The organism is Streptomyces sp. RPT161 (assembly GCF_027533845.1).
Taxonomy (GTDB): Bacteria; Actinomycetota; Actinomycetes; order Streptomycetales; family Streptomycetaceae; genus Streptantibioticus_A; species Streptantibioticus_A silvisoli_A.
Genome location: NZ_JAPZVN010000007.1, coordinates 77,545 through 100,257 on the forward strand (window position 1 = coordinate 77,545; position 22,713 = coordinate 100,257).

General features: G+C 71.4%; 20 protein-coding genes. 10 read left to right on the forward strand and 10 right to left on the reverse strand.

Annotation, left to right across the window (positions count from 1 at the left end; genetic code table 11):
• Positions 1–106: 106 nt before the first annotated feature.
• Entirely contained in the window at positions 107–367 is a 261-nt protein-coding gene (locus tag O5O46_RS16520) for a hypothetical protein (RefSeq protein WP_269856194.1), read from the forward strand.
• Between the two features lie 315 nt (positions 368–682).
• Here the strand turns inward: O5O46_RS16520 and O5O46_RS16525 are convergent, their stop codons facing one another.
• From O5O46_RS16525 to hmgA, 3 genes are all read right to left on the reverse strand, one after another.
• On the reverse strand, positions 683–1,894 hold the full coding sequence (locus O5O46_RS16525) for a type ISP restriction/modification enzyme (RefSeq protein WP_269856195.1): 1,212 nt from the start codon (positions 1,892–1,894) through the stop codon (positions 683–685).
• A gap of 88 nt (positions 1,895–1,982) precedes the next feature.
• Positions 1,983–2,732, reverse strand: a complete 750-nt coding sequence (locus O5O46_RS16530) for a GntR family transcriptional regulator (protein ID WP_269856196.1) — start codon at positions 2,730–2,732, stop codon at positions 1,983–1,985.
• A gap of 32 nt (positions 2,733–2,764) precedes the next feature.
• Positions 2,765–4,111, reverse strand: coding sequence for a homogentisate 1,2-dioxygenase (hmgA, locus tag O5O46_RS16535; protein WP_269856197.1), 1,347 nt, complete (start codon positions 4,109–4,111; stop codon positions 2,765–2,767).
• Positions 4,112–4,318: 207 nt separating this feature from the next.
• Here hmgA and O5O46_RS16540 point away from each other — a divergent pair, with 207 nt between their 5' ends.
• On the forward strand, positions 4,319–5,737 hold the full coding sequence (locus O5O46_RS16540) for an aldehyde dehydrogenase family protein (protein WP_269856198.1): 1,419 nt from the start codon (positions 4,319–4,321) through the stop codon (positions 5,735–5,737).
• A 47-nt stretch (positions 5,738–5,784) separates the two neighbouring features.
• Positions 5,785–6,867: a zinc-binding dehydrogenase gene (locus O5O46_RS16545; protein WP_269856199.1), complete on the forward strand. Its 1,083-nt coding sequence runs from the start codon at positions 5,785–5,787 to the stop codon at positions 6,865–6,867.
• A gap of 116 nt (positions 6,868–6,983) precedes the next feature.
• Here the strand turns inward: O5O46_RS16545 and O5O46_RS16550 are convergent, their stop codons facing one another.
• On the reverse strand, positions 6,984–7,616 hold the full coding sequence (locus tag O5O46_RS16550; RefSeq protein WP_269856200.1) for a TetR/AcrR family transcriptional regulator: 633 nt from the start codon (positions 7,614–7,616) through the stop codon (positions 6,984–6,986).
• A 61-nt stretch (positions 7,617–7,677) separates the two neighbouring features.
• Between O5O46_RS16550 and O5O46_RS16555 the strand changes: the two genes are divergently transcribed.
• Positions 7,678–8,829, forward strand: coding sequence for an acyl-CoA dehydrogenase family protein (locus tag O5O46_RS16555; RefSeq protein WP_269856201.1), 1,152 nt, complete (start codon positions 7,678–7,680; stop codon positions 8,827–8,829).
• A 25-nt stretch (positions 8,830–8,854) separates the two neighbouring features.
• On the opposite strand, the gene O5O46_RS16560 is transcribed toward O5O46_RS16555, so the two are convergent.
• The 3 genes from O5O46_RS16560 to O5O46_RS16570 form a co-directional block, all read right to left on the reverse strand.
• Positions 8,855–9,466, reverse strand: coding sequence for a TetR/AcrR family transcriptional regulator (locus tag O5O46_RS16560; protein ID WP_269856202.1), 612 nt, complete (start codon positions 9,464–9,466; stop codon positions 8,855–8,857).
• Between the two features lie 63 nt (positions 9,467–9,529).
• Entirely contained in the window at positions 9,530–9,991 is a 462-nt protein-coding gene (locus tag O5O46_RS16565) for a MaoC family dehydratase (RefSeq protein WP_269856203.1), read from the reverse strand.
• A gap of 182 nt (positions 9,992–10,173) precedes the next feature.
• Complete coding sequence (locus tag O5O46_RS16570) at positions 10,174–10,785, reverse strand: hypothetical protein (RefSeq protein ID WP_269856204.1); 612 nt, start codon at positions 10,783–10,785, stop codon at positions 10,174–10,176.
• A 208-nt stretch (positions 10,786–10,993) separates the two neighbouring features.
• Between O5O46_RS16570 and O5O46_RS16575 the strand changes: the two genes are divergently transcribed.
• Positions 10,994–13,810 carry a penicillin acylase family protein gene (locus O5O46_RS16575; RefSeq protein ID WP_269856205.1) on the forward strand — a complete coding sequence of 939 codons (2,817 nt, stop codon included), beginning with the start codon at positions 10,994–10,996 and terminating at the stop codon, positions 13,808–13,810.
• A 67-nt stretch (positions 13,811–13,877) separates the two neighbouring features.
• Here O5O46_RS16575 and O5O46_RS16580 read toward each other — a convergent pair whose 3' ends face one another.
• Positions 13,878–15,083 (reverse strand): hypothetical protein, encoded by a 1,206-nt coding sequence (locus tag O5O46_RS16580; RefSeq protein WP_269856206.1) that lies wholly within the window; start codon positions 15,081–15,083, stop codon positions 13,878–13,880.
• Positions 15,084–15,281: 198 nt separating this feature from the next.
• Here O5O46_RS16580 and O5O46_RS16585 point away from each other — a divergent pair, with 198 nt between their 5' ends.
• Genes O5O46_RS16585 through O5O46_RS16600 form a run of 4 tightly spaced genes read left to right on the forward strand, consistent with a single transcriptional unit; the run spans position 15,282 to position 19,384 of the window.
• Complete coding sequence (locus tag O5O46_RS16585) at positions 15,282–16,064, forward strand: SDR family oxidoreductase (RefSeq protein WP_269856207.1); 783 nt, start codon at positions 15,282–15,284, stop codon at positions 16,062–16,064.
• Positions 16,061–17,722 (forward strand): AMP-binding protein, encoded by a 1,662-nt coding sequence (locus O5O46_RS16590; protein ID WP_269856208.1) that lies wholly within the window; start codon positions 16,061–16,063, stop codon positions 17,720–17,722. The genes O5O46_RS16585 and O5O46_RS16590 overlap by 4 nt, the downstream gene beginning before the upstream one ends.
• A gap of 60 nt (positions 17,723–17,782) precedes the next feature.
• Complete coding sequence (locus O5O46_RS16595) at positions 17,783–18,379, forward strand: TetR/AcrR family transcriptional regulator (protein WP_269856209.1); 597 nt, start codon at positions 17,783–17,785, stop codon at positions 18,377–18,379.
• An 18-nt stretch (positions 18,380–18,397) separates the two neighbouring features.
• Positions 18,398–19,384 carry an NADPH:quinone oxidoreductase family protein gene (locus tag O5O46_RS16600; protein WP_269856210.1) on the forward strand — a complete coding sequence of 329 codons (987 nt, stop codon included), beginning with the start codon at positions 18,398–18,400 and terminating at the stop codon, positions 19,382–19,384.
• Between the two features lie 129 nt (positions 19,385–19,513).
• Here the strand turns inward: O5O46_RS16600 and O5O46_RS16605 are convergent, their stop codons facing one another.
• Both O5O46_RS16605 and O5O46_RS16610 read right to left on the reverse strand, forming a co-directional pair.
• Entirely contained in the window at positions 19,514–20,722 is a 1,209-nt protein-coding gene (locus tag O5O46_RS16605) for an acyl-CoA dehydrogenase family protein (protein WP_269856211.1), read from the reverse strand.
• A gap of 5 nt (positions 20,723–20,727) precedes the next feature.
• Positions 20,728–21,756 (reverse strand): phosphotransferase family protein, encoded by a 1,029-nt coding sequence (locus O5O46_RS16610; RefSeq protein ID WP_269856212.1) that lies wholly within the window; start codon positions 21,754–21,756, stop codon positions 20,728–20,730.
• Positions 21,757–21,918: 162 nt separating this feature from the next.
• Between O5O46_RS16610 and O5O46_RS16615 the strand changes: the two genes are divergently transcribed.
• Complete coding sequence (locus O5O46_RS16615) at positions 21,919–22,683, forward strand: SDR family NAD(P)-dependent oxidoreductase (protein WP_269856213.1); 765 nt, start codon at positions 21,919–21,921, stop codon at positions 22,681–22,683.
• Positions 22,684–22,713: the final 30 nt, after the last annotated feature.

Below are 22,713 nucleotides of genomic sequence, written 5' to 3' on the forward strand. Positions count from 1 at the left end.
CGCCTGTTCGGCAGGTGAATCCGAGGCCGTGGATGCGCGGGTGACGCGGCGGGGCGATAGGGTTACGCTGCCCGGGCCGGGTGCCTCGTACGGGTGGGGAGAAGTAATGGAGCAAATAGTGCGCAGCAGGCCACGTGTGCCTGCGATCAACTGTGGGAGCAGCGCGACCAGTGCGCGTCTTGACCGTCATCTGGCGGTGCTCGGCGGCCCCGTCGTGCCGCAGCGTGAGACCGCGGACGCCACACTGCTGATGCGTGAGTTGACGGCCCGGGACACCTGCCCGGCCAGGGAGAACCGCGGCGCCCGCGTCTCGCTGTTCGCGCCGCTGCGCCGGCTGCGCCGGTCGCTGTTCGGCAGCCGCGGCTGACCCGCTGCCGACCGGACCGACGGGACCCCGTGCCCCTCGGTCCGACCGGCGCACCCTTCCCCGAGGCCATCCGGCGCCCCAACCCGGCAGGGGGCGCCGGTACCGCGCGGCGCGGGCATCACCCGAGTGATCCCTGTCCGCGCGCTCACCGGCCGTTGCGCGCGAACCGCCCCGCATGGCCCACCCGGCAAGGGAGTTGGGGAGCGGCGCCTATCCCCACCTGGCGGCGGCCCGCACCCGCGCCCACCGAGCCGGACACGACGTTCGAGCGCGTACTGGGCCGGATCCTCAACGGGTACGCGGCGTAGGCAACCGCTAGAGGAGGGCGAACTGGCCGCCAGGCCCTTCCTCCGGGTGATCGAGCACGGAGGCGGGGCGGCGAGCCGAGGCCGGAACGGGGAGTACGCCCGCGGCGCGCAGCTCGGCCTTACCCGTGCGCGGGCCCTTGTCGAGAGCGGCGGCCAACGCCGTCTGCCGCGTTCGCAGTTCCGAGAGCAGCGCCAGTACGGTTACCAGTTCCAGCAGGTCCGAGGTCCACTCCTGCAGCCACGCGCCCGGCCCGATGGCCGCCAGCGTGCCGGGTTCGGCGGCGCCCGCACGTGCCTCGAACCACGCCTCCAGCACCCGCACGCCACCCGCGTGGGACTCCCAGGCGCCGCGGGGTACCGGTGAGATGCGCCCCTCGCCGACGAGCAGCGCTTCCTCCTGTTCGTCGTACCGCAGCGCGTCCGGCCGGGCGGGCAACGGCGCGCGCACATACGGCCGTCGGCCGCCGGGCAGTCGTGGCCGTACCCCGCTGCGCGCGCCACGGGTCTGCACGTCCAGCGCTGTGCGCCCCAACTCCACACCGACGTCCCACAGTTCACCGTTCGCCGGAAGCGGCACCACGCGACCCATGGGGGACTGCCGGGCACACACCGTGATCCACGCCAGCAGGTCCTCGGCGGAAACCTGCCGTTCGCACCGCTTGCCGAGATGGTCCAGCAACCCGGGGGCGACATTGGGCTCCACCCCGCCGGGACGGCGGTACAGCGGGCGGATCCGGCCGGGGCGCCCGGCGGGCGAGTGGCCGTCCGGCAGCAGCGTGCTGCACACCACCGCCGGGCCGGGCACCTGCGGTACGTGCGCCTGCTCGACGGCGAAGACCTGCCGCTCGTCCGCCACCCGCCACAGCTCGGTCCGCGCGGTGTCCAGCAACCGGTGGTCGGGGATCAGCCACTGCTGGTCGTACGGCCCGTGCAGCACCCGCAGCGGCTCGGGGCACGGACCCTGCTCCTCGGCGAGCGTGCCCGTCGGCGCCGGATGGCCCGGAAGCTGCGCCACCGTGCTGTGCACGCTGCGTGCCCGGGTCGGGTGGAACAGCGCGTCGCGCTGCTTCGCCGTACCGGCCCGCAGCAGGGTGTCCCAACGGGCTCGCAGTGACCGGGGGTCCGGAGCCAGCACCCAGCTCCTGCCGAACCGCGGCGGCGCGGTGGACCACGGCATCAGGTCGTCGAGCAGGGGCGCGTCGTCGCTCACCGCACGCATGGTAGTGGGACCGGGCCGCGCTTTCCCGGGGGATGGCCCCAGGCTCCCCAGGGCGGCACGCCGGACCCGGGTGTCGCCGCAGGGCGGATCAGTACCGCGCCTCCATGGTGACCGAGAAGGAGAACCGGTCGCCGCGGTAGTGGATGCGCACCACGTCGACCGTACGGCCCTCGTCGTCGTAGGTGATCCCGGTGTAGTGCAGGATCGGGCTGCACAGCGGTACGTCCAGCAGTCGCGCGGTCTCCGGGTCGGCCAGCCTGGCCTCCACGGTGTCGGTGATCCGGCTGATCCGTACCCCGAGGCGGTCCCGCAGCACCTTGGTCATCGGCCAGTGTTCCAGGTCGGCCAGGTCGATGCGGGCGGCCAGTTCCGGAAGGACGTGGTTGTCCGCCCAGTTGGTCGGTTCACCGCTGTCGTCCCGGCGCAGCCTGCGGTAGGAGACCAGCTCGGTAGCGTCGGGGAAGTGCTCGCTGATCTCGGCGGGGACCGGCACCGCGCCATGGCCGAGGATCGTGGCCCGCATGCCCGACTGCTGGGCCACGATCGCGTCGACGGAACCCAGCAGCCGGACCGGCGCGCCCCGCCGGGCCCCCGGTTCGATGAAGGTGCCGCGCCGCCGGTGGCGGCTGATCAGCCCCTCCTCCTCAAGGGACTTGAGCGCCTGCCGCATGGTGAGCACGCTGACCCCGTAGTGCGCGGCGAGGTCGTCCTCGGTCGGCAGCCGTAGCGGCGCGTCCGCGCTGCGGCCGAGTATCGAGGCGCGCAGCGACTGCGACACCTGGTACCACAACGGGAGTTTGCGGTTCAGGGTGATCGAATCGGGGGCGAAAGAGGTCAAGTCCGCTCCGGCGTACGTGGGTTCGCGGGTGGCTAGGCCCTGAAGTGTCGTTCCAGACCCTGCCACACCGCGTCGTAGTCCTGTTGGCGGTGGTCCGCGTGCAGGGCCTGCGCGGTCGGTACCACCGGCCAGCGGGTCTCGAACATGAACGCGAGTCCGTCGTCGACCTTCTGCGGCTTCAGCTCCGCGGCGCTGGCCTTGTCGAAGGTCTCCCGGTCGGGACCGTGCGCGGACATCATGTTGTGCAGTGACGAGCCGCCCGGCACGAAGCCCTCCGCCTTCGCGTCGTACGCGCCCTCCACCAGGCCCATGAACTCGCTCATCACGTTCCGGTGGAAGTACGGCGGCCGGAAGGTGTCCTCGCCCACCAGCCAGCGCGGTGCGAACACCACGAAGTCCACACCAGCCAGTCCCGGGGTGTCGGTCGGCGAGGTGAGCACGGTGAAGATGGACGGGTCCGGGTGGTCGTAGGAGATCGAGCCGATCACGTTGAACCGGTGCAGGTCGTAGACGTACGGCAGGTAGTTGCCGTGCCAGGCGACGACGTCGAGCGGGGAGTGGTCGTAGGCGGCGGTCCACAGGTTGCCGCCGAACTTGTTCACCACCTCGACCGGCCCTTCCCGGTCCTCGTACGCGGCGACCGGGGCCAGGAAGTCCCTCGCGTTCGCCAGGCCGTTGGCGCCGATCGGGCCGAGGTCGGGCAGCCGGAAAGGCTGGCCGTAGTTCTCGCAGACGTAACCGCGCGCGTCGGCGTCCAGCAGTTCCACCCGGAACCGCACCCCGCGCGGAATCAGCGCGATGTGTCCCGGCTCGGCGCGCAGCAGCCCGAACTCGGTGCGCAGCAGCAGCCCGCCGCGCTGCGGGACGATCAGCAGCTCGCCGTCGGCGTCGGAGAAGACCCGGTCGGTCATGGAGCGGTTGGCCGCGTACCAGTGGATGCCGATTCCGCTGCGTTGCAGCACATCGCCGTTGCCGCCGACGGTCACCAGGCCGTCCAGGAAGTCGGTCGGCTCCTGTGGAACGGGCAGCGGGCTCCAGCGCAGCCGGTTGGGGTCCGGCACGCTCTCGGTGAACGGCGCGCTGCGCAGGTGCCTGCTGTCGATCCGGTAGAACGGCGGATGCGCGGCCGAGGGCCGGATGCGGTAGAGCCAGCTGCGCCGGTTGTGGTGGCGCGGCTCGGTGAAGGCGCTGCCGGACAGCTGCTCCGCGTACAGCCCGAGCGGTGCGCGCTGCGGTGAGTTGCGGCCGACCGGCAGTGCGCCCGGTACCGCCTCGCTGGCGTGCTCGTTGCCGAAGCCGGAGGAGTAGGCGAGCGCCTCGGCGGCCTTGCGGGCCGCCTCCACGTCGCTGTTCCCTTTCCCGTCCTGCGTGCCGCCCATGCCGTGCTCCCGCCCTCCGAGTACTGAATCCTATGGATGACCGTAGGATTCAGGCGGCGTGCCGTCAATCACCCCGGGCATGCTGGTGCCGCGGTAACTAGCGCCGTTAGTTTGAGCGGTACAGGCATCCGCATCCGCCCACCCGTCGCCCGACCACCGCCGCCACGGCGGCCCGGCCGACGGCGTGGAATCCGGGAGGGCAACGACGTGCAGGCACACGACGGGATGTACATCGACGGCGAGTGGCGGCGCGCCGCGGGCCAGGGCCGGATCGAGGTGGTCAACCCCGCGGACGAGCGGCCCATCGGCTCGGTACCGGCCGGCAACGCCGAGGACGTGGACACCGCGGTGCGCGCCGCCCGCGCCGCCTTCCGCGGCTGGGCGGAGACGCCGCCCGCCGAGCGCGCCGCACGGATCGGCGCGCTCACCGCACGGCTCGGCGCCCGTCGCGAGGAGATCGCCCGGACCGTGACCGCTGAACTCGGCGCCCCGCTCACCTTCAGCGGCAAGGTCCACACCGGCATGCCGACCTCGGTCGCCGCCTCCTACGCCCGGCTGCTGGAGACCTACGAGTTCACCGAGAAGGTCGGCAACTCCGTCGTCCACCACGAACCCGTGGGCGTGGTCGGGGCGATCACCCCCTGGAACTACCCGCTGCACCAGATCGTCGCCAAGGTGGTGCCCGCGCTGGCCGCGGGGTGCACCGTCGTGCTCAAGCCCGCCGAGGACACCCCGCTGGTCGCCCAGCTGTTCGCCGAGGCGGTGCACGAAGTGGGCTTCCCGGCAGGGGTGTTCAACCTGGTCACCGGTCTGGGCCCGGTGGCGGGCCAGGCGCTGGCCGAACACGAGGGCGTGGACCTGGTCTCGTTCACCGGCTCGACCGCCGTCGGCAAGCTGATCGCGGCCGCCGCCGCCCGGTCGGTGAAGCGGGTGGCGCTGGAACTCGGCGGCAAGTCCGCCAACGTCATCCTGCCGGACGCCGATCTGGGCCGCGCGGTCAACGTCGGCATCGCCAACGTCATGGCCAACTCCGGTCAGACGTGCAGCGCCTGGACCCGGATGCTGGTCGACGCCGACCGCTACGAGGAGGCGGTCGAGTTGGCCAGGGCCGCCGCGGCCAAGTACGTCCCCGGTGACCCCGCGCACCCGGACACCCGGCTCGGCCCGCTGGTCAGCGCCGGACAGCGGGAGCGGGTGCGCGGTTACATCGCCGGCGGCGTCGCGCAGGGCGCACGGCTGGTCGCGGGCGGGCCCGAGGCGCCGGAGGGGCGCGAGCGCGGATACTTCGTCCGCCCGACCGTGTTCGCCGACGTGACACCGCAGATGACCATCGCCCAGGAGGAGATCTTCGGCCCGGTGGTGTCGATCATGCGGTACGAGAACGAGGAGCACGCCCTGGAGATCGCCAACGGCACGGTCTACGGCCTGGCCGGGGCGGTGTGGTCGCAGGACGAGGCGGCCGCGGTGGCGTTCGCCCGGCGCATGGAGACCGGCCAGGTGGACATCAACGGCGGCCGGTTCAACCCCCTCGCGCCGTTCGGCGGTTACAAGCAGTCCGGCGTCGGGCGGGAGCTCGGCTCGCACGGACTGGCGGAGTTCCTCCAGACCAAGTCCCTGCAGTTCTGATCATCCGTCGTCGCGTCGTCAACCGAGTGGTTCACCGAGGAGAGACCGTGGTCCGCGCCGCCGTACTGCCCGCCGTGGGAGCACCGTTGGAGATCGCCGAGATCGGCCTGCCGGATCCCGGCCCCGGTCGGGTACGGGTCCGGCTCGCCGCGGCCGGGGTGTGCCACTCCGACCTGTCGCTGGCCAACGGCACCTTGCGGCAACCCGTTCCCGCGGTGCTCGGCCACGAGGGCGCGGGTACGGTCACCGCGGTGGGCGAGGATGTCGCCGGTGTCGCGGTGGGGGACCGGGTGGTGCTCAACTGGGCGCCGTCCTGCGGCGGTTGCCACTTCTGCGGACTGGGCGAGCCGTGGCTGTGCGCCAACGCCTCGGCGGGGGCGGCGGCTCCGTACGCGGTGCGCGCGGCGGACGGCACCGAGCTGTACCCGGGGCTGGGCACCGCGGTCTTCGCCGAGGAGACGGTGGTGTCCGCGGGCGCGGTGCTGCCGCTGCCGGACGGGGTGCCGCTGACCGAGGCCGCGCTGCTGGGGTGCGCCGTGCTCACCGGGTACGGGGCGGTGCACCACGCCACCCGGTTGCGGGCGGGGGAGACGGTCGCCGTCTTCGGCGTCGGCGGGGTGGGCCTCGCGGTGCTCCAGTCGGCCAGGATCGCGGGGGCCGGTGCGGTGATCGCGGTCGATGTCGCCCCGGGCAAGGAGGAGTTGGCGCGGGCCGCGGGCGCCACCGACTTCGTGCTCGCCGCCGACGACACCGCCAAGCGGATCCGCAAGCTCACCGGCGGGCACGGGGTCGACGCCGCGATCGAGTGTGTCGGCCGCGCCGACACCATCCGTACCGCCTGGTCCGCCACCCGGCGCGGCGGCCGGACCACGGTGGTCGGCATCGGCGGCACGGAGCAGCAGGTCACCTTCAGCGCCCTGGAGATCTTCCACTTCGCCCGCACCCTGACCGGCTGCGTCTACGGCAACAGCGACCCGGCGAAGGACCTGCCGGTCCTCGCCGAACATGTTCGCACCGGCGGTCTCGACCTGTCCGCGATGGTGACCGACCGGATCGGGCTGGACGCGATCCCCGCCGCGTTCGACGCGATGCTCCAGGGACGCGGTGGGCGCGCGTTGGTGGTCTTCTAGACGCTCGCCGTGGGGCAGACGGGGGTGCGGGCGGTTCGCACCGGCGGTCTGCCTCGGCGTGGTCGCTCGCCGCGGGGGATGCTTCCCGGGGCAAGCCCGCGACCCCGACGCGGCTGCTAGCGCAGCCGCTCGTACTGGATTGCCAGGCCGTCCACGAGGGCGCGCAGGCCCGTTTCGAACGCGCCCTCGTCCACCCGCTGTTGGTGCTCGGGGAGCAGATGGGCCTGGCCGAGGTGCGGATAGTCGTCCGGGTCGTACGCGGTCGGGTCGTCCACGAACCCCCGGGCGAAGGAACCCAGCGCCGATCCGGCGACGAAGTACCGCATCATCGCGCCGATCCGGGTGGCGTGCCCGGGCGGCCAGCCGGCGTTCACCATGCCGCCGAACACGGCGTCCGCCAGCCGCAGTCCGGCCGGCCGGCGGCCGGGCCCCTGGGCCAGGAACGGCACGATGTGCGGATGCGCGGCGAGTGCCGCGCGGTACGAGCGCGCCCAGCGCACCAGCGCGTCCGTCCACCGCGTGCCGTCGTCGAACATCGACAGGTCCACCTGCGCCACGACGGTGTCCGCGACCGCGTCCAGGATCTCGTCCTTCGTGCGGAAGTGGTTGTACAACGACGGCCCGCTGACCCCGAGTTCGGCGGCGAGCCGCCGGGTGGAGACCGCCTGCAGCCCTTCCTCGTCCACCAGCGCCAGCGCCGCGGCGACGATGCGCTCTCGGCTGAGCAGGGGCTTGCGGGGGCGTGCCATGCGGCACATAGTAGAGGCCGCCAAGAAAAACTAGCAGCGCTAATTTATGAGGGATGCGCCCGTGGACCTTGAGCTGAACGAGGAACAGGCCGCCGTCCGGCAGCTCGCCAGGGACTTCGTGGACCGCGAGGTCACGCCGTACGCGGCGGCCTGGGACCGGGCGGAGCGGGTCGACCGCGGCATCGTGAAGAAGCTGGGCGACCTGGGCTTCCTGGGCATGACGATCGCGCAGCGGTACGGCGGTTCGGGCGGCGACCACCTCGCGTACTGCCTGGTCACCGAGGAGTTGGGGCGTGGTGACTCCTCGGTGCGCGGCATCGTCTCGGTCTCGCTCGGCCTGGTGGCCAAGTCCATAGCGGCCTGGGGGAGCGAGGAGCAGAAGCGGGAGTGGCTGCCCCGGCTCTGCTCCGGTGCGGCGGTCGGCTGCTTCGGCCTCACCGAGCCGGGCACCGGCTCCGACGCGGCCAACCTCACCACCAGGGCGGTGCGCGACGGTGACGGCTATGCCATCACCGGCGGCAAGATGTTCATCACCAACGGCACCTGGGCGGACGTGGCCCTGGTCTTCGCCCGCACCGGGGCGGAACCCGGCCACAAGGGCATCAGCGCGTTCCTGGTGCCCACCGACACCCCCGGCGTGGAACGCCGGGAGATCCACGGCAAGTTGGGGCTGCGCGGCCAGGCCACCGCCGAGATCGTGCTCGACGGCGCGCGGGTGCCGGCCAGCGCGATGCTGGCGCCGGAGGGCAAGGGGTTCGCCGTCGCCATGTCCGCGCTGGCCAAGGGGCGGATGTCGGTGGCGGCCGGTTGCGTGGGGATCGCGCAGGCGTGTCTGGACGCGGCGGTCGAGTACGCGGGCCAGCGCGAGCAGTTCGGTGCGCCGATCGCGCGGCACCAGCTGGTGCAGGAGCTGATCGCCGACATCGCCGTGGACGTGGCCGCCGCCCGCCTGCTGACCTGGCAGGTGGCCGACCACATCGACCGAGGTCTGCCGTTCGCCACCCAGTCCTCGATCGCCAAGCTGCACGCCAGTGAGGCGGCGGTGCGCTGCGCCAACAACGCCCTCCAGGTCTTCGGCGGCTACGGCTACATCGACGAGTACCCGGTCGGCAAACTCCTGCGCGACGCAAGGGTGATGACCCTCTACGAGGGCACCACCCAGATCCACAAACTCCTCATAGGCCGCGCCCTGACGGGCGTCTCCGCCTTCTAGCCGCGGGCCGGTTCGCGCGGGTCCGCTACTCGGGGCGGACCATGCGCAGCACCAGGTCGGCGTACAGCTCGCCGATCTGGTCCGGGGTGCGGCGGCCGCCCGGGTTGAACCAGCGGGCAACGTCGATGCACAGGGAGAGCACCGCGAGCGTCGTACCGGAGACGTCGGGCACGTCGAAGTCGCCGGAGCGCACGCCGTCCTCGATGATCGAGCGCATCGTCGCCTCGCTGAGCCGGCGCAGTCCGACGATCTCCGTGTGGTGCTCCGGGCCGAGCGCGCCCAACTCGTACTGGACCACCCGGCCGGTGGTGTGGTGCTCGGCGTGCCAGCGGACGAAGGAGCGCACCGCGGTGCGCAGCCGTTCGGCCGGGGTGCCACCGCCCTCGGCGGCCTGCCGTAGCAGGGTGAGGGCACGGCGGTGGCCGACGCCGCTGATCTGGTAGAGCAGTTCTTCCTTGTTCTTGTAGTGGATGTACAGCGCGGCCGGGCTCATTCCGGCGCGCCCGGCGATGTCGCGCGTCGTCGTGGCGTGGTACCCGCGCTCGGCGAAGGCCTCGACGGCGGCGACCACCAACCGCCTCGCCGCGTCCGGGGTGATGTCACTCCACGCCTCGGTGTCCGTCGCCTCCGCATCCATGCGGACACCTTACCGTCCCCTGAGCAACCGCTTAGCCGCCTTCCGGCGAGGGCGTCCGGCGCCTCAGAGGTAGAACCGGGCCACCGTCTCCGCCACACACACCGGCTTGTCTCCGCCCTCCCGCTCGATCGTCACCCGGGTGACCAGCTGCACGCCGTCCGGCACCTCGCCCACCTCGGCGATCACCGCGGACGCGCGCAGCCGGGAGCCGACCGGCACCGGGGAGGGGAAGCGCACCTTGTTCACCCCGTAGTTGACCCCCATCCGCACCCCCTCGACCCGCATCAGCTCCGGCATCAGTGAGGGGATGAGGGAGAGCGTCAGATAGCCGTGCGCGATGGTGGTGCCGAACGGCCCCCGCGCGGCCTTCTCCGGGTCGACATGGATCCACTGGTGGTCGCCGGTCGCCTCGGCGAACAGATCGATCCGCTTCTGGTCGACCTCGATCCACGGCGTCTGGCCCAGTTCCTCCCCGACGGCCGTCCGCAGCTCGTCGACCGAAGCGAAGACCCTGGCCTGCGACATCTGTTGCCTCCCATATGCTTGGCGTCGGAGCGTGCTGTCTAAGCGCTTGCTCAGCATGGTTGGCCGAAGGTCGTGTGTCAACGTGGCCGAAGTGCTCGCTCGCCGCCGCGGTGGCGGACCCGCCCGCGACGGCGAGACGGCTCAACAGGCGCGGCCCGCACCGGCCGCGGACGGCAGCGGGCTCACCGCACCGCGTACCGGCTCTCCCACGCGACGGCCCGCGCCGCCGACAGTGCTTCGGGACGCAGCACCGGCACCGGCACCACGATGCCGCACTCCGTGCACACCGGTCCCGCGGCCGGATCGTGGCGCAGGCCCTCCCGCCACACGATGCGCGTCGCGCCGCACACCGGGCAGCAGTCGCCGGGCGCCGAGTCGAGGGCGGTGATCAGTCGACGCAGCACATCGGCGAGCCGCCCCGCCGGATGGACGGCCGGATCGTCGCACCAGGCGACCCCGTTCCCACCCCAGGTGCGCCGGTGCCAGTCGTCAAGGCTGGTGGGACGGCGGATGCCGTCGTACTTCTCGCGCTTGCGGCGGGCGGCGAACTCCGCCTCATAGCCCAGCCATACCGCTCTCGCCTCCTCCAACTCCTCAAGCGCTGCCATGAGTTGCGCTTGGCGTGGATGTCGGTCGTCGGGTGCGATACCGGCGCGCAGGCACAGGTGGTGCCAGGTCGCCCGGTGGCCGTACGGCGCGAACCGCTCAAGGCACCGCCGCAGCGAGGTGCGTTGCTCGGCGTCTATCAGCCGCGGATCGCGTACCCGTCTCGCGAGACTGCGGAACCCGGCCATCTCGTACCACCTCCGTCACAGTGGACCACAACACCTCGTGGCGCTATGGAATGGACGTACCGGGCCCGTGATTGGCTCCCCTGGTGAAGGAGTTGTGGAGAGGAACGCCGTAGATCCAGCCGAGATCGGGAACATGACGGCTGCTCATCTTCCCGCATAGCCCTACCGACGGTAACCTCCGTCGCATTCCCCCCAGGGAGGAGCAGGAATGCGACGACGCACCCTCACTCTCAGAACCGTGGCGGCGACCACGCTGCTCGCGCTCGGCGTCACCCTGACCGGACCCGTTCCGCACGCGGCGGTCGCCGCCGACTCCGGCGGTGACTACTGCCAGGGCCAGTGCGACGACATCCTTCCGCCCGGCGAGAACGGCAACGCCACTCTCGCCGACATCCTCGGCAACAAACTGTTCGGCACCCATCCCGCACACACCGAGGACCAACTCGGCACCTATGGTGCGCTACCCGCAGGCTACGGCTCGCTCACCGACGCCACTCTCGGCGACTTCTACAACAGCTCCTCGTTCGGCGTCCCGTCCGACCAGGTCGAATCCGTGCAGCAGCCGCGCTCCGACGTCACCATCACCCGTGACAAGGCCACCGGCGTCCCGCACATCCAGGGCACCACCCGCTCCGGCACCGAGTTCGGGGCCGGGTACGCGGCGGCCGAGGACCGGTTGTGGCTGATGGACCTCTTCCGACACGTCGGCCGCGGCGAGTTGACCTCCTTCGCCGGTGGCGCCGCCGCCAACCAGGGACTGGAGCAACAGTTCTTCAGCGCCGCCCCCTACACCGAGGCCGACCTACAGGCCCAGGTGGACCGCATCGCCAAGACCAACGGCGCCCGCGGCCAACAGGCGCTCGCCGACGCGCAGTCCTATGTGGACGGCATCAACGCCTACATCGGCCAGGCCAAACCGGGCCGGTACTTCCCCGGTGAGTACGACCTCACCGGCCACGTCAACGCCATCACCAACGCCGGGGACATCGAGCCGTTCAAGCTCACCGACCTGATAGCGCTGGGCGCGGTGGTGGGCGCGCTGTTCGGCTCGGGCGGCGGTGGCCAGGTCCAGTCGGCGCTCGCGCTACAGGCCGCCCAGAACAAGTACGGGGTCGTCAAGGGCACCCAGGTCTGGGAGTCGTTCCGCGAGCGCAACGACCCGGAGGCGGTGCTGACCCTGCACGACGGGCAGAGCTTCCCCTACGCGGACCAGCCCGACCATCCGCGTGGCGAGGCGCTGCCCGACCCCGGTTCCGTCGTCCCGGAACCGCTTGTCTACGACCGCACCGGCTCAGCCGCCGGCAGCGGGGCCTCCGCGCGCACTCCGGTACGCGTTCCTGCGAAGCTGCGGCCGCTGCAGGGCATCTTCGACAACGGCGTACTGCCCGGCAACCTGTTCTCCACGCCCAAGAAGGGCATGTCCAACGCGCTGCTGGTCTCCGGCAAGTACACCGCCAGCGGTCATCCCGTCGCCGTCTTCGGGCCGCAGACCGGCTACTTCGCGCCGCAGCTGCTGATGCGCGAGGAACTGCAGGGGCCCGGCATCAGTGCCCGCGGCGCGGCCTTCGCGGGCCTGAGCATGTACGTCGAACTCGGCCGCGGCCAGGACTACGCGTGGAGCGCCACCTCCGCGGGCCAGGACGTCATCGACACCTACGCCGTCGAACTGTGCGACCCCAGCGGAAACAAGCCCACCCTCCAGTCCAACTCCTACCTGTGGCATGGAAGTTGCGTGCCGTTCGAGAAGATCGAGCGCACCGACGCCTGGTCGCCGACGATCGCCGACTCCACCGCGGCGGGCTCGTACCGGATGCAGGTCTACCGCACGAAGTACGGCCTGGTGACCGCACGCGCCACGGTCGGCGGCAAGCCCGTCGCGTACACCTCGCTGCGCAGCTCCTACCAGCACGAGGCCGACTCGATCATCGGCTTCCAGATGCTCAACGACCCGGGGTTCGTGCACGACGCCCAGAGTTTCCAGCAGGCGGCGCAGCACATCAACTACACGTTCAACTGGTTCTACGCGGACTCCCGGGACATCGCCTACTACAACTCGGGCACCAACCCGGTGCGGGCCGCGGACGTGGACCCCTCACTTCCGGTGCTCGCGGAGCAGCAGTACGAGTGGCAGGGCTTCGACCCGGCCGACAACACCTCCGCGGCCACCCCGCCGTCGCAGCACCCGCAGTCCGTCGACCAGGACTACTACGTGTCCTGGAACAACAAGCAGGCCAAGGGCTACAGCTCGTCCGGGTTCGGCAACGGCTCGGTGCACCGCGTCAACCTGCTCGACGACCGGGTCAAGCGACTGGTCGGGCAGGGCGGCGTCACCCGTGCCTCGCTCACCCAGGCGATGGCCGACGCGGCCGTCACCGACCTGCGCGGCGAGGACGTGCTTCCCGAACTGCTCGCGGTACTGCGCAGCAAGCCCGTCACCGATCCCCAACTCGCCAACGCGGTACAGGAACTGGCGAACTGGAGCAACGACGGTGCCAAGCGCAAGGAGACCTCGTCCGGCTCCCACACCTATGCCGACTCCGACGCGATCCGCATCATGGACGCCTGGTGGCCGCTGCTGGTCAAGGGCGAGTTCGAGCCGGGTCTCGGCAGTGACCTGTACAGTGCGCTGACCGCCAACCTGGGCGTGGACGAATCACCGTCGGCCGGGCACGGTCCGACCGGATCGCATGCCGGAAGCTCCTTCCAGTTCGGCTGGTGGTCGTACGTGGACAAGGACCTGCGCGCGGTGCTCGGCAGGCCGGTCCAGGGCGGCCTGGCCGAGAAGTACTGCGGGAACGGCGATCTGGCCGCCTGCCAGTCGACGCTGCTGGACACCCTCAAGCAGGCCGTGGCCACCCCGGCGAACCAGGTCTACCCGGGCGACGGCACCGGCTGCTCGGCGGGTGACCAGTGGTGCGCCGACTCCATCCTTCAGCGGCCGCTCGGCGGCGTCACCGACGACCGGATCTCCTGGCAGAACCGCCCGACCTACCAGCAGGTGGTCGAATTCCCCAGCCATCGCTAGGAGTTCACTCCAACGGCGTGCGCTCCCGTGGTTTACGGGAGCGCACGCCGCTCAGCGCGTGGGTGGCCTAATGCGCTATCCGTCCGGCCAGCAGCACCAACCGGGCCAGACCCGCGTGGCAGATGTCCATGTGCGCGCCCATCGGCGGGTAGCCGCGCCGCACCACACCGGAGACGTCCACGCTCACCAGCCCGGACTCCGGAAAGTCCCGCCCGGCCGACGGAGAGGTCTCGGCGAGCGTGCGGCGGACGGCGTCGCTTCCCGCGGGGAGTCCGTGGTACCCGACCGCGGCCGGACTGCCGGTGCTGCCGGACGTGCGCCACGCCAGCGGATACAGCGTGCCGAGCCCGTCGTCGTACCGTGAATGGCACACCACCAGCGGCCCGTTGACCCGCTGCCGGGTGCCGCGCAGCGCGTCCGATGTGACCGCGCCCTGGAGCAGCGTCACCGAGGCGGCGAACGCCCCGGCCGCCCGCACCCCGGACAGCGTCAGCCGCGCGCCGAAGCCGTGACCGAGCAGATGGACACGCACCCGTGGCGCCACGTCGGCGAGTTGGTCGAGCAGCTCGGCCAGCCCGATCTCGCCTATGAGGTCGGCCTGGCGGCAGATCCGGTAGTAGGCGAGCTGGCGCAGCACCTCCCTGGCGCCGCTCCACCGGCGGAAGGACGCGGCGTCCGAAGCGCCCTCGCGAGCGATCGGAACCGTCTCCGCACCGGTGCTCTCCAGCGCCGCCGCGAACTCCTCGCAGATCCGCTCGACGTCACCGGTGAGTATCGCCAGCCGGGCATCGGGGGCGAACCGCCGTGCCAGTTCGAAGAACTCGGTGAGCCGGCCCGATGAGGCGGGCCGCTCCCGAAGCAGCGCCGCCATGCGCCGTAGCTCCTTGGACCGGGAGGGGAACAGGTCGAGCAGACCGTCCAGGGTGTCCTTGTCCAACCCGCGCTGGACCGCCAGGTTCGCCGCCTGCTCGGCGAGCATCGACGGCCGGTAGTCCACCAGCGGTTCCTCGGTGAAGCGCAACGAGGGCCAGTACACGCCCGCGTAGCCCACCACCGCGTCCCGGCGGCCGCGTTCCAGCAACGCGGGGAAGGGCGTGAAGAAGCGGCGGTACACGCGGACCGCGGTGGCGAGGTCGTTGTTCCAGCCGTGCGCGAAGACGATCAGATCCGTGATCCCGGCCCCGGCAGCGCCCAGTATCAGCCGGTCACGCTGTTCCGGGTCGGCGCTGCCCTCCGCGTCGAAGGTCACCGTCCAGTACGGATCGACACCCATGGCCCCCATCGGCTCGCCCCCTGCCGTTCTTCCCCGCCGCCCCCCAGCGTCCCCCTGGCCAGTGTGAGCTACACCCATTACCGCCGGAAGATACTGTTCCGGCCAGCTGTCCGGGAATCCCACCCCTTCCCGATCCCATACCGACTGGTTAGTATGCGAGCGCTAGTCGCAGATCCGACCAACCGAAGGGACTCCGGCGTGGGCGCGCACCAGGACACACGGATTGTGGTCACCGGCGCAGGACGCGGCATCGGCGCTGCCCTGGCCCGCAGATTCGCCGCGGAGGGCGCCCGCCTGGTGGTCAACGACCTGGACGCGGACGCCGCCCGGGCCGTCGCCGAGGAACTGGGCGCGGTGGCCGTCCCCGGCGACGCCGCCAGCGAGCACGGGGTCGGCGAACTGATCCGGAAGGCCCGCACGGCGTTTGACGGGCCGATCGACGTCTACTGCGCCAACGCGGGCGTACCGACCGGCGGCGGCCCCGAGGCGTCGGAGGAGGACTGGGCGCTGGCGTGGGACGTCAACGTGATGGCCCATGTGCGCGCCGCGCGGGCACTGCTGCCGGAGTGGCTGGAGCGCGGCCAGGGCAGGTTCGTCGCCACGGTGTCCGCCGCCGGACTGCTCACCATGATCGGCGCGGCCCCCTACTCGGTGACCAAGCACGGCGCGCTCGCCTTCGCCGAGTGGCTCTCGCTGACCTACCGGCACCGCGGCGTCCAGGTGCACGCTGTCTGCCCGCAGGGCGTGCGTACCGACATGCTGGACGGCACCGGCGCCGCCGGGCAACTGGTGCTCGCGCCCACGGCCATCGAGCCGGAGAAGGTGGCCGAGGCCGTGCTCGCCGGAATCGCCGACAACCGCTTCCTGATCCTGCCGCACCCGGAAGTCGCCCAGTTCTACACCAACCGCGCAAGCGACCCGGACCGCTGGCTGGGCGGGATGAACAAGCTGCAGCGGCACCTGGAGGACGGTGAGGCGTGAGGTACGCGGACAAACCCTGGCTCCAGCACCTCAGCGCCGAACACATCGCCCCGGTCGATCCGCCGCCCACCATGCTGCACGCGTTCCGTGCGTCGGCCCGGCGCGTCCCCGACCGCACCGCACTCGTCTACTTCGACGGACGGCTGACCTACTCCGAGGCCGACGCGCTCTCCGACGGCATCGCCAACCACCTGCTGGCACACGGCTTCCGGCCCGGCGACCGCACCGCGATCGCGCTGCAGAACACCCCGCAGTTCGTCCTCGCACTGCTCGCCACCTGGAAGGCGGGCGGCATCGCGGTGCCGGTCAGCCCCATGTACAAGAGCCGGGAACTCGGCCACGTGCTGCGGGACGCCCAGGCGACGGCGCTGGTCTGCCATGAGCGCGGCTGGAGCGCGTACATCCGGGAGACCGTCGCCGACTCGGCGGTCCACATCGCGCTGACCACGAGCGAGTTGGACCTGCAAAGCCGAGACGACCACCGGGTGCTGCCGACCGATGCCGGGAGCCATCCCGACGACGCCACCGACCTGTTGGCCGCCCGCGCCTCGGCGGGCACACCGGTGCCCGAACCGGCGCTCGGCCCCGACGACGCCGCGCTGATCACCTACACCTCCGGCACCACCGGAGTGCCCAAGGGAGCGCGCAACACCCACGGCAACATGGCCTACAACGCCCAACGCCAGTGCCGGATCCTCCAGTTGCCCGACGGCGCCGTGATCTTCGCGCTGGCGCCGCTGTTCCACATCAGCGGGATGGTCTCGCAACTCGCCGCCGCCCTCACCGGCGGTTCCACCCTGGCCATGGCGTACCGGTTCGAGGCGGGCGTGGTGCTCGACGCCATCCGCGAGCACCGGCCCGCCTACATGGTCGGGCCGTCCACCGCCTACATCGCGCTGATGGCCCGGCCGGACACCAGTGCCGACGACTTCGCCTCCTTCCGGTGGCTCAGCTCCGGCGGCGCACCGCTGCCGCCCGCGGTGGTCGAGGAGTTCCGGCGGCGCTACGGCCACTACGTGCGCAACGGGTACGGGCTCACCGAGTGCACCGGCGCCTGCGCCAGCGTGCCGCCGGGCAAGGAGGCCCCGGTCGATCCGGTCTCCGGGACGCTGGCGGTGGGCGTGCCGGGCCCCGACACCGTGATCCGGATCGTCGACGAGACCGGCGGCGACGTGCCGTTCGGCGAGCACGGCGAGATCGCGGTGCGCGGCCCCATGGTGGTGCCCGGCTACTGGCGGCGGCCCGAGGAGTCGGCCGCCACCCTTCCGGACGGTGAACTGCGCACCGGCGACATCGGGTTCATGGACGAGACGGGCTGGCTCTACGTCGTGGACCGCAAGAAGGACATGATCAGCGCCTCCGGATTCAAGGTATGGCCACGCGAGGTCGAAGACGTGCTCTACACCCATCCGGCGGTACGGGAAGCGGCCGTCGTCGGCGTACCCCACCCCTACCGCGGCGAGACCGTCAAGGCGTACGTCAGCCTCAAACCCGGTGCTTCGGTGGATTCCTGCGAACTGGTGGCGTACTGCAAGGACCGGCTCGCGGCGTACAAGTACCCGCGCGAGGTCGAGCTCCTGGCCGAACTCCCCAAGAACACCAGCGGAAAGATCCTGCGCCGTGAGCTGCGCGGGCTACCAGGTCAACGGCGCGGCTAGCCGCGTACCGGTCGGTACGCTGGCAGTCCATTCGCGGGTACGCAGAGGAAGGGAACGGCCATGGCAGACGGCGGCGACACCAAGGCGGCCACGGTTCCGCAACGGCTGCTGGCCGAGGCCACCCGCCTCTTCGCCGACCGGGGCTTCGACCGCACCTCCGTCCAGGAGATCGTGGAGGCCGCCGGGGTGACCAAGGGCGCGCTCTACCACTACTTCGGCAGCAAGGACGACCTGCTGCACGAGGTGTACGCACGGGTACTGCGACTACAGACCGAACGACTGGAGGAGATCGCCTCCGGTACCGGGACGGTCACCGAGCGGCTGCACCGCGCCGCCGCCGACGTCGTGGTGACCAGCATCGAGAACCTGGACGACACCAAGATCTTCTTCCGGTCGATGCACCAGCTCAGCCCGGAGAAGCAGAAGGCGGTTCGGGCCGAACGCCGCCGCTACCACGAGCGGTTCCGCGCACTGGTCGAGGAGGGGCAGCGGGAGGGCACCTTCCGCCCCGAGCTGCGCCCCGACCTGGTCGTGGACTACTTCTTCGGCTCGGTCCACCACCTGGGCACCTGGTACCGCGAGGGCGGACCGCTGTCCGCCGCCCAGGTGGCCTCGGAGTTCGCAGATCTGCTGCTGTACTCGGTACGGCGGCCCTGAGGTTACGGAGAACCCCCTGTGAAGGCATGGCGCGTACACGAGACCGGGGAGCCGCGGGAGGCCATGCGCCTCGAAGAGGTCCCCGACCCGGTACCCGGGCCCGGTGAAGTGCTGGTGCGGGTGCGCGCCGCCAACGTGAACTTCCCCGACGCACTGCTGTGCCGGGGCCAGTACCAGATCCGCCCCGAGTCGCCGTTCACCCCCGGCGTCGAACTGTGCGGGGAGATACGGGAGTTGGGCCCTGGTGTCACCGGACTCCAGCCCGGCGCCCGGGTGATCGCCCCGGCCACGCCGCCCGGCGGGGCGTTCGCCGAGCTGGCGGTCGTCAAGGCGGCGACCGTACTGCCCGCGCCCGAGTCCCTCGACGACGCCGAGGCCGCCGCGCTGCACATCGGCTACCAGACGGGCTGGTTCGGGCTGCACCGCAGGGCGGCGCTGCGCGCCGGTGAGACTCTGCTGGTGCACGCGGCGGCGGGCGGCGTCGGAAGCGCCGCCGTACAGCTGGGCAAGGCCGCCGGCGCCTCGGTGATCGGCGTGGTGGGCGGCCCGGAGAAGGCCGCCGTGGCCGCCGAGTTGGGCTGCGACGTCGTGGTGGACCGGCGTACGCAGGACTTCGTCGCCGTCGTCAAGGAGGCGACCGGCGGGCGCGGCGCGGACGTGGTCTACGACCCGGTGGGCGGCGAGGCGTACGCCCGCTCCACCAAGTGCGTCGCCTTCGAGGGCCGCATCGTGGTGGTCGGTTTCACCAGCGGCACCATCCCCACCCCCGGCCTCAACCACGCCCTGGTCAAGAACTACTCGATCCTGGGCCTGCACTGGGGCCTGTACAACACCCACGACCCGGCGGCGATCCACCACTGCCACCGGGAACTGACCCGCCTGGCAGCGGGGTCGAAGGTGAAGCCGCTGGTCACGGAGCGTCTGCCGCTCGGGGCAGCGGCGGACGCCGTACAACGGGTGGCCGACGGCACGACGACGGGCCGCCTGGTCATCGTCACGGCCTGACTGTCTCCTCAGTCGCCGGACGAGCTCTGAAAATGAGCCCGTCCGGCGGCTGAGGACAAGCCGCGCCAGCGGCGGCGACGGGACGGCCCGGGGGGCGAAGCCCCCCGGAAAAGGGCGGACGGGCGGGAGTCACACGTACCGCTGGAGCTCCCGGCGCGCCAGCGACCTCTTGTGCACCTCGTCCGGCCCGTCGGCCAGCCGCAACGTCCGCGCCGCGGCCCACAGTTCCGCCAGCGGAAAGTCCTGGCTGACCCCGGCCGCCCCATGTACCTGGATCGCCCGGTCCACGATCCGCTGCACGGCCGCCGGAGTTGCGATCTTGATCGCCTGGATCTCGGTGTGGGCCCCACGGTTGCCCACCGTGTCCATCAGCCACGCCGTCTTCAGCACCAGGAGCCGCAACTGCTCGATCTCCACCCGCGCTTCGGCGATCCACTCCCGTACCACGCCCTGCGCGGCGATCGGCTTGCCGAAGGCGGACCGGGCCACGGCGCGGCGGCACATCAACTCGACCGCCCGCTCGGCCATCCCGATCAGCCGCATGCAGTGGTGGATCCGGCCGGGGCCGAGCCGGGCCTGGGCGATGGCGAAGCCGCCGCCCTCCTCGCCGATCAGGTTCGTCACCGGTACGCGCACATCCTGGAAGACCACCTCGGCGTGGCCGCCGTGGTCACCGTCGTCGTAGCCGAACACCCGCATTCCGCGCCGTACCTCGACACCGGGTGTGTCCCGTGGCACCAGGACCATGCTCTGCTGGCGGTGCCGGTCCGCCGACGGATCGGTCTTGCCCATGACGATGAAGATCCGGCAGTTGGGGTTCATCGCCCCGGAGATGTACCACTTGCGGCCGTTGATGACGTACTCGTCACCGACACGCTCGATCCGGGTTTCGATGTTCGTCGCGTCAGAAGAGGCGACATCCGGCTCGGTCATCGCGAACGCCGAACGGATCTCGCCCGCGAGCAGCGGTTCCAGCCACGCCTTGCGCTGCTCCTCGGTGCCGAACTCGTTCAGCACCTCCATGTTGCCGGTGTCGGGGGCGGCGCAGTTGAGGGCGGGAGGCGCCAAGTGCGGGCTGCGGCCGGTGATTTCGGCGAGCGGCGCGTACTGGAGGTTGGTCAGTCCGCCGCCGCTCTCGCCCGGCAGGAACAGGTTCCACAGGCCGCGCTCACGGGCCTCGGCCTTCAGCTCCGCCACCACCGGAGGCGGGGACCAGGGGTCGTCCGCCTCGGCGCGCTGCCGGGCGAAGACCGGTTCCGCCGGGTAGACGAACTCGTCCATGAAGGCCAGCAGTCGCCGCCGCAACTCCTCGGTGCGCGCGTCGTATCCGAAGTCCATGCCGTTCAGTCCTTCTCGCTGAGGATGGTGAGCCCACGGTCGATGAAGGCCGGGACCAGGGTGCCGATGCGGTCGAAGCCCGCGCCCACGGTCTGGCCGAGGGTGAAGCGGTAGTGGATGCCCTCCAGGATCACCGCGAGCTTGAAGTAGGCGAACGCGGTGTACCAGGCGACCGCGGAGGCGTCCCGTCCGGAGCGCTCCGCGTAGCGGGCGACGAGTTCCGCGGGTTCGGGGTGGCCGGGGGCGCCGCTGGTGGTGGCGACCGGAGAGTCCTCGACCGGCAGCCGCTCGCTGTACATGACCAGCAGACCCAGGTCGGTGAGCGGATCGCCGAGGGTGGACATCTCCCAGTCGAGGACCGCGCGGATCCGGCCGTCCGGGCCGACCAGTACGTTGTCCAGCCGGTAGTCACCGTGCACCACGGTGGGCGCGCCGGAGGCCGGCAGCCGGGTGGCGAGCCCGTCCCGCAGCTCGTCGATGCCGGGCAGCTCCCGGTTGCGGGAGGCGGCGAGTTGCTTGTCCCAGCGGCGCAACTGCCGTTCCAGGAAGCCTTCCGGGCGCCCGAAGTCCGACAGCCCGGCTCCGGCCGGATCCACGGCGTGCAGGTCCACCAGCGTGTCGACCAGGCCCAGCACCACCTCGCGGGTGCGCTCGGGGCCGATCTGGGCGAGCTGCGCCGCGGTGCGGTACGGCGTTCCGTCGACGTGTTCCATCACGTAGAACGGCGCCCCGAGCACCGTCTCGTCCCGGCACAGCAGCAGTGGCCTCGGCACCGGTACCGGTGTGGGGTGCAGTCCGGTCAGTACGGTGAACTCGCGCCCCATGTCGTGCGCGGTGGCCAGCACGTGTCCGAGCGGCGGCCTGCGCACCACCCAGCGGGAGACGCCGTCGGTCACGGCGTAGGTGAGGTTCGAGCGACCGCCCTCTATCAGCCGCCCGGTGAGCGGTCCGGTGACGAGGCCCGGCCGCTCGCGGTCCACGTATGCGCGCAACCGCTCCAGATCCAGGCCGGGGGGATTGTCAGTCGTGGTCATCCGGCCATCATGCCGACCAGTCGGTATGGCGTCCAGAGGGGATCGCCGTAAGGGCGGTGAAGAGAACGTGTTCTAAGTCTCGCGGGCATCCGCTACCTTCGTGCCGCGATCAAGATCGAGCCGATTGGGGTGGCCGGTATCCGGCCACAGGGAGGGAACGCGATGAACCGATTCGACGGGCGGAAAGTGCTGGTCACCGGGGCGGGGTCAGGCATCGGGCAGGCGGCCGCGCTACGGCTGCTGGCCGAGGGGGCGACCCTGGCTGCCGCCGACATCAGCGAGGACGGCCTGAAGCGGACGGCGGAGCGCGCCGAGGCCGACGGGCTGGCGGCGCGACTGACCACCGTCGCGCTGGACATCGCCGACGAGGCGTCCGTCGAGCGGGTGGTCGGCGACGCGGTGTCCGGTCTGGGCGGCCTGGACGTCGTGGTCAACGCGGCCGGAATCCTGCGCAGTTCGCACACCCACCAGATGACGCTGGAGTTCTGGAACCGGATCATCGGGGTCAACCTCACCGGCACCTTCCTGGTCACCCGCGCCGCACTGCCCGCCCTGCTGGACAGCGGCCGGGGCGTGGTCATCAACTTCAGTTCCACCTCCGCCTCGTTCGCGCACCCGTACATGGCCGCCTATGCGGCCAGCAAGGGCGGCATCCAGTCCTTCACCCACGCGCTGGCGCTGGAGTACAGCAAGCAGGGCCTGCGCGCGGCCTGTGTCGCGCCCGGCAGCATCCAGTCCGGCATGACCGCCGACCCCGGTCTGCCGGAGGACACCGACTGGAGCCTGCTGTCCAAGCTGCTCCCGGCGGTCGGCGAGGGCTTCGCGCCGCCGGAGACGGTGGCCTCGGTCGTCGCGATGCTGGCGTCCGACGACGGCGCCTTCATCACGGGCACCGAGATCAGGGTGGACGGCGGCACGCACATGTAAGGCGGTGCGGCACCGGGTGGAGGCGCGCAT